Origin of the sequence: Vibrio sp. Vb0888 (assembly GCF_033338835.1) — a bacterium.
GTDB classification, from domain to species: Bacteria; Pseudomonadota; Gammaproteobacteria; order Enterobacterales; family Vibrionaceae; genus Vibrio; species Vibrio alginolyticus.
Map to the genome: position 1 here is coordinate 1 of NZ_JAWOTL010000020.1, position 12923 is coordinate 12923.

Below are 12923 nucleotides of genomic sequence, written 5' to 3' on the forward strand. Positions count from 1 at the left end.
TTTAAAATACAAAACGCCCGATGAAGTACATCGAGCGTTTTAGTTAAAAAGTGTCAACCCATATCAGGACGGGTCATGAATTGCTAGAAAAGCTTATTCACCCGCCACTTTCATGGTATCCAGTAGGATAGAGCCCGTTTGGATTTGTGAGCGCGTTTCAATATCACTACCAACCGCCACAATCTTGGTGAACATGTCTTTTAGATTACCTGCGATGGTAATTTCTGATACTGGGTATTGGATTTCGCCATTCTCAACCCAGAAGCCTGCGGCACCGCGAGAGTAATCCCCCGTTACCACGTTCACACCTTGTCCCATGACTTCTGTCACTAGAAGACCAGTACCGAGCTCTTTAAGCATTTGTTCGAAGTTTTGGCCTGTCGACTTCACGTACCAGTTATGAATCCCACCAGCGTGACCTGTCGGCGTCATCTTCATTTTACGTGCGGCATAACTGGTTAACAGATAAGTTGCTAGCACACCGTCGGTAATGATCTCACGGTCTTGAGTGTACACACCTTCACTATCGAATGGACTTGATGCCAAACCACGCAATACATGCGGACGTTCTGAGATATTGAACCATTCAGGAAGCACTTGTTTGCCTAGATGGTCAAGTAAGAAAGAAGATTTTCGGTACAGGTTACCACCGCTGATCGCCATAACGAGATGGCCAATCAAGCCTGTCGCAACATCAGCCGCAAACATGATTGGGTATTGACCTGTTTTTAGACGCTGCGCATCTAAGCGGTTAACCGTATTCTCTGCCGCCTTACGACCCACCGTTTCTGGGGTCCATAAGTCATCACGATGACGTGCCACGGTGTAGCTGTAATCACGTTCCATCTCGCCGTTTTGACCAACGCCAATTACACAACAGCTAGTACTATGGCGGCTAGACGCATAACTAGCTAATAAGCCATGGCTATTGCCATACACTTTCACGCCGTAATGACTATCATAACTCGCGCCATCACTTTGTTTGATTGCACTGTTATAACTTAGCGCCTCTTTTTCTGCTGCAATCGCCACATTGGCAGCATAGTCTGGATCGGGTGCGTCAGGGTGGAAAAGATCAAGCTCAGGGATATCTTGCACCATGTATTCTTTTGCTGCAGGGCCTGCAAATGGGTCTTCAGATGTGTAATGTGCAATATCTAGCGCCGCAATAACGGTTTGCTCGATTGCCGCTTCACTTAAATCAGACGTGGAAGCACTGCCTTTGCGTTGACCTCGGTAAACGGTAATGCCCAGCGCACCATCGCTGTTGAACTCGACATTCTCTACTTCACCCATACGAGTTGAAACACTTAAACCAGTGCTTTTAGTAATTGCGACTTCGGCGGCGTCAGATTTTGCCGATGCAAGCTTTAAGGCTCTTGCGACGGCTTGCTCTAGCTCGGTACGTTGCTCAGCAACCTGCTGTTTAATATCCATTGTCTTTCACATCTTGTCTTTGATGAACAATAGGATAACAAGAATTTCGCTTTCTCCCCATGATTCTTGTTAAAATAGTCATAATATTAATCAAAACACAGGCAACTGAAATGGCACGTAAGAATCAAAAAGCGCCATGGGAACCAGAAGAAGAGATCATCTGGGTAAGTAAATCCGAGATGAAGCGAGACATGGAAGAACTGCAAAAGCTAGGTGAGGAGCTTGTCGGCCTCAAACCTTCAGTTCTAGAAAAGTTTCCATTGAGCGAAGATTTGCGAGAAGCAATTGCTGACGCGCAACGCTTTAAAAATGAAGCGCGTCGTCGCCAATTACAACGTATTGGTAAATTGATGCGTTACGAAGATCCAGAGCCAATCCAAGCCGCACTGGATAAAATTCGTAATAAGCACTCTCAATTAACGGCGGTATTCCACAAACTTGAAGCGTTGCGTGATCGCGTAGTGGAAGAAGGTGACAAAGCCATTGATGACGTAATGGAAATGTACCCAGAAGCGGATCGTCAGCGTCTACGCCAACTTGCTCGCCAAGCAGCGAAAGAGAGAAAAGCTGGGAAACCAGCAAAAGCGTACCGCGAAATCTTTCAGATCCTTAAAGGTCTAAACGAAGAAGAGTTTTAATTCGAGGGCTCACGCAATGAGCATTCGATTTAAACGCAAAAAGCAGACGTCAATGTCTGCTTTTTTTATCTTTGGTTTTACAGTCAGCGTTACACTAAGCGATTAACGCGGTCTCCGCGATCGAAAGCGTTAATGTTATCAATCAGGATTTCCGCTAAACGTTGGATAGATGAGTCGCTGCCCCATGCAACATGCGGTGTCAGTAACAAATTAGGTAAACTCATATTGGCAATCAGCGGATTGCTCTCATCAGCCGGTTCTTGTGTAAAAACATCAAAACCAGCCGCTGCAATTTCTTGCTGTTTTAAGGCATCCACCAGTGCGCTCTCATCCACCAAACCTCCACGCCCTGTATTAATCAAAATGGCGTTGGACTTCATTTGTTTCAACTCTGCTTGACCAATTAAATTCTGAGTATGATCGTTGAGCGGGCAATGCAAAGTCAGCGCATCGGAGCGTTTTAATACTTCCTCAAACGACACATAACCTGGTCTACATTCTGCCGCCCCTTTACGCTCAGAAAACAAGACGGTCATTCCTAACGCTTGAGCCAGATTCGCCGTCGCTTGCCCTAGTGCCCCGCTACCAACAACACCTAACGTGCTACCACCAATATCCCCGATTGGGTGCGTAAAAAAACAAAACTGCTGGTTACGCTGCCACTCACCTGCGGCAATATCTTGGTGGTACCCAAATAAATTCCGTCTTAAAGCGAATAACATTGCCATCACGTGCTCGGGCACCGAACGCGTCGCGTAACCACGTACATTAGCAACCGCAATATCATGATTAGCACAGTAGTTCACATCGACGTTGTTAAAACCAGTTGCGGCAACCGCGATCATCCGTAATTTTGGTAGTTGCTCTAATACATGTTGGTCAAGCAGGACTTTATTGCTAATCACGATATCGGCATCTGCTAACCTTTCTATTACCTGCCCAGGCGCAGTTAGGTCGTACTCACGCCAGTGGTGCGGAAAGCTAGGTCGTGGGATCTCAATATGTTCTGGGATGGTCGCTCGATCTAAAAATACGATGCTTGGCAAAGACATAACAACTCCTTGTTCACGGCTGAAAGACAGGATACATCAACCACAGTAACGAAATAGCCAAAAATAGCGAACTAGAAAGAACCGCTGTTGAGTGCAATTGGCATTAAGGGTGTGGCAACGTTTTATAATCAGGCAATGTACGCTCTGGCGAAAAATAGTTAAAGATCATCGCCTCGGCTTCAGAATAAAAGTCACAGGGTACAAAAATACTGCTCAGCTGATCCGTAGCTGGATGATAAAAACTTAGCTCCGCAGCGTGCAACTCTAAACGCTCTGAAAACTGATACGCCTCTTCGCTTGCATAAAACTCATCACCCACAATCGCATGACCAATCGCCATCAAATGCACGCGTAACTGATGCGATCGACCAGTAATGGGCAGTAGTCGCACAACGGTTGTATGGGTGCCATCAGGGTGCACTTCACGCTTCACTACTTGGAATAAAGTTTGAGATGGTTTGCCGTCGTCAAAACATACTTTTTGTCGTGGACGATTTGGCCAATCACAAATTAATGGAAGATCAATATTCCCTTCTTGCGACTCAACATGCCCCCAAACACGTGCGTAATACACCTTGTGAGTGAGGCGATATTGGAACTGCTTTTTTAATGCTCGCTCCGCGGGTTTGTTTTTCGCCAGCAACATCAACCCTGATGTCGACATATCCAAGCGATGCACAACTTGAATTTCTGGATGCAACTCTTTGAGGCGGCTCCACATGCTGTCGTAATGCTCTGCAAGGCGACCAGGGACAGACAGCAGCCCTGATGGCTTATTCACTGCCAGAATGTCGTCATCCTCAAAAACGATATCAACCCAAGGGTCGGTGGGAGGGGTATATTCAAGCATTGCCATGGGAGATCTCTACAAAATAAAAACGCCGCGATTATATACCCAAATAGCACCCAGATGCAGGATTCTGAAGAAAAGTTCAACCCAATAAAACAAAGTCAATCCTTTAGCATAAAAACTAAAAATAGCACGTTGTAAATTTAGTTTGACAACAAGACGCATAACTGAATAGAGTGCTAGATGCACACAGCATGATATTCGCAAAGAATACTTAAAATAAATACATCAAAACACAGCATTTAAAAGACATTACCGTTGCGCAGTATAGGGCGAGCGCTCAGTTTGTCATGTACTGCGGTATGTATCTCTTTAGAAAGATACATAAGATAAAAAGGACAATAAGCAATGGACTCCGCCGTTATAGATAAACCCCAATCCAAACTTTCCTTATTTTTTCGTTCACTAGGCCCCGGCATATTAATGGCATCTGCTGCGGTCGGTGGCTCTCACCTCGTGGCATCAACCAAGGCTGGTGCGATTTATGGTTGGCAATTGGCTGCACTGATTCTGCTCGTAAACCTGTTTAAATACCCTTTTTTCCGAGCGGGCGTACAGTACACCATGGGGACAGGGCTCACCTTGGTTGAGGGCTACGCGAAATTAGGTCGGCCTTATCTATGGCTATTTCTATTTCTTAGCGTGGTATCGGCCGTCATCAATACCGCCGCTTTGTTGATGTTTAGCGCTAGCTTGCTGGGCTACTTCATTCCGTTTTCACTATCAATGGCATCACTCAGCATCATTGTGATTGTCACCTGCCTGATCATATTATTTGCTGGCCATTACAAAGCGCTCGATACGCTATCTAAGGTGATCATGTCGGTGTTAACCATCGCGACTTTACTCGCTGTTTCTATCGCCTTTGGTAACCCTGTTGAGCAAGTAGCCAACTTCGAGCCGCCGTCACCTTGGTCTATTGCGGCTATTGGTTTTATCGTCGTGACAATGGGGTGGATGCCTGCACCGATAGAGATCTCCTGTTTAACCTCAGCGTGGCTAAAACGCCAATCAAGCCAGCAAGAAGTAACATACCGCTCTGCTCTATTTGACTTTAATGTCGGTTATATTGGCACGGCGTTTCTTGCCATTATCTTTGTATCTCTAGGCTCTTTGATGCTTTATGGTTCTGGCGTTGCGCTTGAAAGCTCTGGCGTTGGCTTCTCCCACCAATTGGTTGGCTTATATGCGGCAACGATTGGCGAATGGTCTCGTTACTTAATCGCGGTAATTGCGTTTTTCTGTATCTTTGGCAGCACGATTACCGTTATTGATGGCTATTCGCGCGTTATTTCGGATTCTCAACGCCTACTGCGCTCACAACCAGACACTAACCCTAAAACCACTTCAGCGATCATGCTGGTAGTCTCCTTACTTGCATTAGGTATTGTGGTTTTCTGGGCTTCTGCGTTATTGCCTATGCTGAACTTTGCGATGATTCTCGCCTTTATGACCACGCCATTCTTTGCTCTGCTAAATTACACCTTAGTGAGCAAAACTGAGTTACCTGAGCCTTTGGCTGTTGGACCTAAACTAAAGTGGTTGTCGATTGCAGGCCTGATTTACTTGTTTGGCTTCTTGGCTGTATTTATCTGGTGGAAGTGGTTGATGTAAATGAGATAGCTATCAGTGATTAATGCATTCCGCATAAAGAAACTAAACCGTAAATAAAGAAAAAGGTCTTCAACTGAAGACCTTTTTTAATGAGCAATAAATACTTACTTAGTTGTGGCTCACCACAATCAAACGCAGCGAGTCGAGCTGAACCTGAGCTTGGTTGATATAACCAGTAAGCTCTTTAATTTGTGCGTCGATAGCTTCAATTTCTTCGTCACGAATATTTGGGTTCACCGCTTTCAGTGCTTGCAAACGCTCAAGCTCTGCATTCAAACTGTGCTGCATATCTTGATGAGCTTGTTTGCGTACTTCTTCGACCTTCTCTTCAATAAGAACATCACCGGCTTCAATTAAGCGGTGTACGTCTTTCTGTACCGACGTAACCAACTTGCTACCTAAATGACGGTTTACAGGGCTGAGCTGGCGGTTAAAGCTTTCAAACTCCACTTGAGCAGACAAATCATTACCACGCGAGTCCATCATTAAACGGATTGGCGTTTTCGGTAAGAAGCGCGCGATACCACTGCGTTTTGGCGCTTGCGCATCTACCGCGTAAATCAACTCAAGAAGAATAGTCCCGACTGGTAACGCTTTGTTTTTCAATAGAGATACCGCAGACGTCCCCACCCCTTCACTCATAAGAAGATCGATACCACCCTGGATCATTGGGTGTTCCCAACTGATAAAGTGCATATCTTCACGAGATAACGCTGTATCACGATCAAACGTGATCGTCGCTCCTTCGTATGGCAGACCTGGGTAGCTTGGCACCATCATGTGCTCAGATGGGGTCACAATCAGGGCGTTTTCACCTTTGTCGTCTTGATTCAAGCCAATCGTGTCAAAAAGAGAAAGTGCGAAGGTGACCAGATTGGTATCGCCGTCGGTTGATTCAATTTTCTCAACGATTTGTTGTGCTTTTTCCCCGCCATTTGAATGCATTTCTAATAGGCGATCACGGCCTTGCTCCAATTGGGATTTCAGCTCTTTATTCATTTTTGCTGACGCTTCAATGATCTCATCTAGCGTGCTGGTATCACCAGAGGCAAGAATTTCAATCAGATCATCGGAGTACTTATCGTAAACAGCACGGCCTGTTGGGCAGGTTTCCGCAAAAGCGTTCAGGCCTTCATCGAACCAACGTGCTAAGATCGCTTGCGATGTGCCTTTCAGGTAAGGAACATGAATGTCGATATCGCGATTTTGACCGATACGGTCCAAACGACCAATACGTTGCTCAAGCAAGTCTGGGTTGAATGGCAAGTCGAACATGACAAGTTGGTTGGCAAACTGGAAGTTACGACCTTCAGAGCCGATTTCGCTACAGATAAGAACTTGTGCTCCACCTTCTTCTTGCGCAAAGTAAGCCGCCGCTTTGTCACGTTCAAGAATCGACATACCTTCGTGGAAAACGGTGGCGCGGATACCTTCACGCTCACGCAGTGCTTGCTCCAATTGCAGTGCGGTACTCGCACGAGAAGCAATCACGAGGATTTTCTCGCTGCGCTTCTCTTTTACTTTTTCAAGCAACCAATTCACACGCGAGTCAAACTGCCACCAGCTCGCGTCATCGCCTTCAAATTCTTGGAAAATTTCTTCTGGGTAAAGGTTCTTCATCGCACGTGCTTCAGAACTCATCTTACCGCCAATCATCCCAGCAACACGCATTGATGTAGTGTATTGCGGTGGAATATCCATTGGCATCAGATGCACGTTACGCTTAGGGAAGCCTTTGATGGCCGCGCGCGTGTTACGGAACAGAACACGCCCTGTACCATGACGATCCATCAAGTTATCGATCAGCTCTTGGCGTGCCGACGCTTTAGCTTCTTCGTCCGCTTCACTTTCGATAATACGGAAAAGTGGTTCTACGTCTTGTTCAGACAACAACTCAGTGATCTGGTTTTTTGCTTCATTAGGTAGCTTTTCACCGGAAAAGAGTGAAGTAATCGCATCTGCTACGGGCGCGTATTGCTCTTCTTCCTCAACGAATGCTTCGTAATCATAGAAGCGGTCTGGATCCAACAAACGCAGACGAGCAAAGTGACTCTCACGACCAAGCTGCTCTGGCGTTGCAGTCAGTAGCAACACACCAGGAGTACGTTCAGCCAAGCCTTCTACCACTTGGTATTCGCGACTTGGTTTGTCTTGACTCCACTCTAGGTGGTGCGCTTCATCGACAACCAGTAGGTCCCATTCACCTTCCAGTGCTTGTTCAAAACGCTTGCGGCTCTTGCGTAGGAAATCCAAAGAACACAGCACATATTGCTGAGTATCAAATGGGTTTTCTGCATCCGCAAACGCTTCGATACAGCGCTCTTCGTCAAAGATAGAGAAATGCAGATTGAAACGACGCATCATCTCAACCAGCCATTGATGCTGCAGTGTTTCAGGCACCACAATCAAAATGCGTTCGGCACGACCAGACAGAACTTGTTGGTGGATGATCATGCCCGCTTCGATGGTTTTACCCAAACCTACCTCATCCGCCAATAAGACGCGTGGCGCGTGACGACGGCCAACTTCGTGCGCGATGTAAAGCTGATGAGGGATCAAACCTGCACGCATACCACATAGGCCACGCATTGGGCTCTTATGCTGCTCAAACTGGTTGGTTAGCGCACGGTAACGCAGAACAAAGTTGTCCATACGGTCGATTTGACCGGCGTACAACTTATCTTGAGGTTTGTTAAAACGAATTTGGTTGCTAAGGAAAATCTCACGCAGAACAACAGCGGTTTCTTGCGTGTCTTCACGAGTACCGAAATAGGTGTAAAGACCTTCATCTTCCAGTACTTCTTCTACTTTTAGAGACCAACCTTCTTGGCAATCGATGACATCCCCAACATTAAAGGTGACTCGGGTAACAGGTGCATCGTTACGTGCGTAAACTCGGTTTTCCTCTGACGCTGCAAACATCAATGTCACAGTACGAGCATCCATTGCTACAACGGTACCTAAACCTAAATCGCTTTCCGTATCGCTAATCCAGCGCTGCCCCAAAGCAAATGTCATGAATTGACTACCTCGTTATTAGTTCTTGATTCGTATTTCTTGTTGGTCTACTCATGCCCGTGGGCATGGATAATAGTTTAGATCTGATTCTGGCTTCTGCTATGCCGATAGCATTCGTCATTTCAGTATGAACTGAGTATTTTTTAAGCCAGCTCAACATGATAAATCGGACGTAGCCTATACGCAGAAAAAGGTCGCTAATCTTACTTGAAGCTGTGATTTAGGTCACGCCGAAACCGCACCAAGCAGAAACTTTTTTTCCCAAACTCTAAATGCAATCAAATTGTAAAATACTCATGCCAATTATTAAGTTGTAGAACGTAAATATTACGTATACTTCTAATGAGGGGCGTTTAAAACCATTGCATATGATTTAAGCGCGTTAGTACACGATTAGGATCAACACGGGTTTGCAGTAAGTTGTCTTGCTACTCGGTTGCACACTAGCCGACATCAGCCCGACAACCTCTATTGCAAGCAATCAGAGTTAGGTCACTTCACACCTATTTGGAAACGACCTAACAACTCGCATGCAGAGCCGTACTACGGCAAGGAGACGCTATGGGCGATACCGATCGGAAACTGTTTGTACTCGATACCAACATTCTTCTTCATGAACCCTTTGCCATCTTCTCTTTCCAAGAACACGATGTCGTTATCCCCATGACCGTGTTGGAAGAACTCGACCGAATCAAAGACAGTAAGCGCGACGTTGCAAGAGATGCGCGCGTGGCTATTCGCACCTTGGAAGATTTGTTTAAAGAAGCAACGCCAGATGAAATCTCTGAAGGCATTCCTGTTTCTAAAGACAACCCCGACCAAGGTACTATTTCCATTTTGGCGGATTTTGAACTGCAGGAAACCGTCAAAGCCTTCGCCGACAAAGCCGGTGACAACCGTATTCTCAACGCGGTGCTTTATCTGCAAAATAAACGTGCACCACGCGAAGTGGTACTGATCACGAAAGACATCAACATGCGTCTGCGAGCCAAAGGGGCTGGTGTACGCTTTGTTGAGGATTATAGAACCGACCAACTGATTGACGACATTCAATACCTAACCAAGGGCTTTCAATTGCGTGAAGGTGATTTCTGGAGCGGTATTGAGGAAGTAGAAAGCTATGCACTGGGTGGAAAAACTTACCATAAACTCAGTCGCGAACCCTTCGACCCAACCTTTATCAACCAATACGTTATTGATGAAGACAGTGACTTTGCTGGTCGCGTAGAAACCATCAATGAAGACAAGTTAACGCTTCTCGACCTGAGCCGCGAACGCCTAATGCATCGCAAGGCTTGGGACATCACACCTAAAAATATCTACCAGGGAATGGCGTTAGATGCCTTACTCGATCCAGAAATTGACTTGGTGATTCTAACGGGTGCGGCGGGTAGTGGTAAGACATTACTGGCAATGGCAGCAGCATTGGAGCAAACCATTGAAAAAAGCATGTTCGATAAAATTATCGTAACACGTAACACGCCAGATATCGGTGAATCCATCGGCTTCTTACCCGGCTCCGAAGAGGAGAAAATGATGCCGTGGTTAGCGGCGGTGACCGATACCTTGGAAGCACTACATAAACACGATCACTGCACTGAAGGCTCATTGAAGTACATCTGCGATAAAGCCAACATTCAATTTAAATCGATCAACTTTATGCGTGGCCGTTCGATTCAAAATGCGTTTGTACTGCTTGATGAGTGTCAAAACCTCACTGCATCACAAATCAAAACCATCATTACCCGCTGTGGCGAAGGAACCAAAATCGTCTGCTCCGGTAACTTGGCGCAGATTGACTCTCATTACCTCACCCCAGTGACATCAGGATTGACGTACATGGTTGAGCGCTTCAAGAACTTTGAAGGCAGCGCAAATATTCACCTCAACGGCGTGGTTCGTAGCCGCTTGGCGGAATTTGCTGAAGAAAACCTGTAATTGACACCGACTCACAAAGCAAAAGAGCGCTCATTAGAGCGCTCTTTTTATAACGATTCGACTGAGTTACTCCGTGCCACCCACTGTCAGTGAGTCCAGCTTCAAGGTCGGCTGACCAACACCAACTGGCACACTTTGACCTGCTTTACCACATACGCCAACGCCCTTGTCGATACTTAGGTCGTTACCGACCATAGACACTTGCTGCATTGCTTCGATACCTGAGCCAATCAACGTCGCACCTTTAACAGGGCGCGTAATTTTACCGTTTTCAATCAAGTACGCTTCCGATGCAGAGAACACAAACTTACCCGAAGTAATGTCCACCTGGCCGCCACCAAAGTTTGGCGCATACAACCCTTTCTCGACCGTCGAGATAATTTCTTCTGGCGTATGTTCACCTGGAAGCATGTAGGTGTTGGTCATACGAGGCATTGGCAAGTGTGCATACGATTCACGACGACCGTTACCCGTTGGATTTACACCCATTAGCCGCGCGTTTAGCTTGTCTTGCATATAGCCTTTCAGCACACCATTCTCGATAAGCGTGTTGTACTGACCGTTTACCCCTTCATCATCCACATTCAGTGAACCACGAAGGTCTTTTAACGTGCCATCATCGACGATGGTACACAACGAAGACGTCACTTGTTGACCCATTTTGCCAGAGAAAACCGAAGATTCCTTCCGGTTAAAGTCACCTTCTAGGCCATGACCTACCGCTTCGTGTAGCAACACGCCAGGCCAACCTGAGCCCAATACCACTGGCATCATGCCAGCTGGTGCGGCTTCTGCTTCAAGGTTGATTAACGCCATGCGAATCGCTTCGTCTGCGTAATGAAAAGCTTGTTTCACACCATTGCTTTCCGTTAAAAAGAAATCGTAACCGAAACGGCCGCCGCCACCAGCACTACCGCGTTCACGTCGTTCACCTTTTTGTGCAAGCACGCTAATAGACAAACGCACCAAAGGACGAATATCGCCTGCATAAGTACCGTCTATTGCCGCAACAAGCATCTGCTCATGCACACCGCTGATGCTGATCGAAACTTCTTTAATCAATGGTTCTTTAGTGCGGATGTAAGCATCTAGAGATTTGAGCAATTCTGTTTTTTGCTGCTTTTCCCATTCAGCTAGTGGATTCACAGCCGCGTAGTACGCTTGGTTTTCGGTGCGTTTAAACGCTTGGACTTTGCCATTTTGCCCTTGCTGAGCAATACCGCGCGCCGCCATTGCACTCTGCTTCAGGCCTTCAGGCTGGATTTGATCAGAGTAGGCAAAGCCGGTTTTCTCGCCAGTTACTGCACGGACACCAACACCACAATCAATGTTAAAAGAGCCATCTTTGATGATGCTGTCTTCTAGAACCAGAGACTCATGCCAGCTGGACTGAAAGTAAATGTCCGCATAATCGATCTGGCGCGTCGCAATGCTGGCAAGCGTGTCAGCAATGTCTTGTTCTGTCAGACCATTTGGGGCAAGGAGTGCCTGTTCTATTTGGTTTGTGCTCATAGTTAGCTCTTTTATTTCCGTCTCAATTCATTTTGAAAGCGACTGTGTTGAGTCAGCGGCATATTCTGCCTTACTTGTTGGCTTTGTGACAAATCTATCTCAGTCACCAATAAACCTACTTCATCCTGAAGCTGTTTATGGATACGTCCCCAAGGGTCAACGACCATTGAGTGTCCCCATGTTTTTCGTCCACATGGATGCGTTCCAGTTTGTCCGCTTGCCAAAATCCAACATTGTGTCTCAATCGCTCTAGCTCGCAATAATACTTCCCAGTGAGCTTGCCCCGTCACAGCGGTAAACGCAGCGGGCACCACAATGATATCCGCCCCTTCTTGACGCAATACTTTATAAAGTTCTGGGAAACGTAAATCATAACAAATGCTCAATCCAACACTGCCGATATCAGTTTCCGCAACGACTATTTGATTACCCGCCATAAACGTATCCGACTCACGATAACTACCATAACCATCGGCTACGTCGACATCAAACATATGCAGTTTGTCATAGTGAGCAATGCATTTACCGTGCGGCGGCAATACAAGTGTTGTTGTCGTGACACCTTTTGCGGTTTGAATGGGCATGCTTCCGACAATTAGCGTTAACTGGTTCTTTCTAGCGATTTCACAGAGCCGCTGTTGAATCATGCCACTGCCAAGTGGCTCTGCATGTTGATGATAAGCTTCGCGACTGGAAAATAGCACTGTATTTTCAGGAGTAAGAACAAGTTTGGCACCTTGCTTGCTCGCTAAAGCACACTGTTTTTCAATGAAGTCCAAATTCGCGTTAATATCCGGACCCGAAGTCATTTGAATAATGCCAACACGCTCCATGTGTTTCCTCCCTATTCCATTATATTCGGTG

The 12923-nt window shown here is 46.3% G+C and carries 9 protein-coding genes; 3 read left to right on the plus strand and 6 right to left on the minus strand.

Annotated features, from left to right (window positions below):
- Positions 1 to 93: 93 nt before the first annotated feature.
- Complete coding sequence (pmbA, locus tag R7P72_RS20165; RefSeq protein WP_005381122.1) at positions 94 to 1437, minus strand: metalloprotease PmbA; 1344 nt, start codon at positions 1435 to 1437, stop codon at positions 94 to 96.
- A gap of 110 nt (positions 1438 to 1547) precedes the next feature.
- Here pmbA and yjgA point away from each other — a divergent pair, with 110 nt between their 5' ends.
- A complete protein-coding gene (gene yjgA / locus R7P72_RS20170) occupies positions 1548 to 2075 on the plus strand; it encodes a ribosome biogenesis factor YjgA (protein ID WP_025767614.1) in 528 nt (175 codons plus the stop codon).
- Between the two features lie 89 nt (positions 2076 to 2164).
- Here the strand turns inward: yjgA and R7P72_RS20175 are convergent, their stop codons facing one another.
- Together R7P72_RS20175 and R7P72_RS20180 are read right to left on the minus strand one after the other, a co-directional pair.
- Positions 2165 to 3127: a D-2-hydroxyacid dehydrogenase gene (locus R7P72_RS20175; RefSeq protein WP_213907447.1), complete on the minus strand. Its 963-nt coding sequence runs from the start codon at positions 3125 to 3127 to the stop codon at positions 2165 to 2167.
- A gap of 103 nt (positions 3128 to 3230) precedes the next feature.
- Positions 3231 to 3983 carry a pseudouridine synthase gene (locus tag R7P72_RS20180; protein ID WP_005381128.1) on the minus strand — a complete coding sequence of 251 codons (753 nt, stop codon included), beginning with the start codon at positions 3981 to 3983 and terminating at the stop codon, positions 3231 to 3233.
- A gap of 342 nt (positions 3984 to 4325) precedes the next feature.
- On the opposite strand from R7P72_RS20180, the gene R7P72_RS20185 reads away from it, so the two are divergent.
- On the plus strand, positions 4326 to 5591 hold the full coding sequence (locus R7P72_RS20185) for an NRAMP family divalent metal transporter (protein ID WP_005381130.1): 1266 nt from the start codon (positions 4326 to 4328) through the stop codon (positions 5589 to 5591).
- Between the two features lie 108 nt (positions 5592 to 5699).
- Here R7P72_RS20185 and rapA read toward each other — a convergent pair whose 3' ends face one another.
- Entirely contained in the window at positions 5700 to 8609 is a 2910-nt protein-coding gene (gene rapA, locus R7P72_RS20190; RefSeq protein WP_005381132.1) for an RNA polymerase-associated protein RapA, read from the minus strand.
- Between the two features lie 561 nt (positions 8610 to 9170).
- On the opposite strand from rapA, the gene R7P72_RS20195 reads away from it, so the two are divergent.
- Positions 9171 to 10547 (plus strand): PhoH family protein, encoded by a 1377-nt coding sequence (locus R7P72_RS20195; protein ID WP_005381133.1) that lies wholly within the window; start codon positions 9171 to 9173, stop codon positions 10545 to 10547.
- Positions 10548 to 10613: 66 nt separating this feature from the next.
- Here R7P72_RS20195 and tldD read toward each other — a convergent pair whose 3' ends face one another.
- Entirely contained in the window at positions 10614 to 12059 is a 1446-nt protein-coding gene (gene tldD / locus R7P72_RS20200) for a metalloprotease TldD (RefSeq protein WP_318110754.1), read from the minus strand.
- 11 nt (positions 12060 to 12070) lie between these two features.
- Positions 12071 to 12892 (minus strand): carbon-nitrogen hydrolase family protein, encoded by an 822-nt coding sequence (locus R7P72_RS20205; protein WP_005388437.1) that lies wholly within the window; start codon positions 12890 to 12892, stop codon positions 12071 to 12073.
- Positions 12893 to 12923 lie beyond the last annotated feature (31 nt).

What these genes read in the sequence shown, in the direction of transcription:
- pmbA (WP_005381122.1), bottom strand. Translation starts at nt 1,437, where the DNA reads ATGGATATTAAACAGCAGGTTGCTGAGCAACGTACCGAGCTAGAGCAA.
- yjgA (WP_025767614.1), top strand. Translation starts at nt 1,548, where the DNA reads ATGGCACGTAAGAATCAAAAAGCGCCATGGGAACCAGAAGAAGAGATC.
- R7P72_RS20175 (WP_213907447.1), bottom strand. Translation starts at nt 3,127, where the DNA reads ATGTCTTTGCCAAGCATCGTATTTTTAGATCGAGCGACCATCCCAGAA.
- R7P72_RS20180 (WP_005381128.1), bottom strand. Translation starts at nt 3,983, where the DNA reads ATGGCAATGCTTGAATATACCCCTCCCACCGACCCTTGGGTTGATATC.
- R7P72_RS20185 (WP_005381130.1), top strand. Translation starts at nt 4,326, where the DNA reads ATGGACTCCGCCGTTATAGATAAACCCCAATCCAAACTTTCCTTATTT.
- rapA (WP_005381132.1), bottom strand. Translation starts at nt 8,609, where the DNA reads ATGACATTTGCTTTGGGGCAGCGCTGGATTAGCGATACGGAAAGCGAT.
- R7P72_RS20195 (WP_005381133.1), top strand. Translation starts at nt 9,171, where the DNA reads ATGGGCGATACCGATCGGAAACTGTTTGTACTCGATACCAACATTCTT.
- tldD (WP_318110754.1), bottom strand. Translation starts at nt 12,059, where the DNA reads ATGAGCACAAACCAAATAGAACAGGCACTCCTTGCCCCAAATGGTCTG.
- R7P72_RS20205 (WP_005388437.1), bottom strand. Translation starts at nt 12,892, where the DNA reads ATGGAGCGTGTTGGCATTATTCAAATGACTTCGGGTCCGGATATTAAC.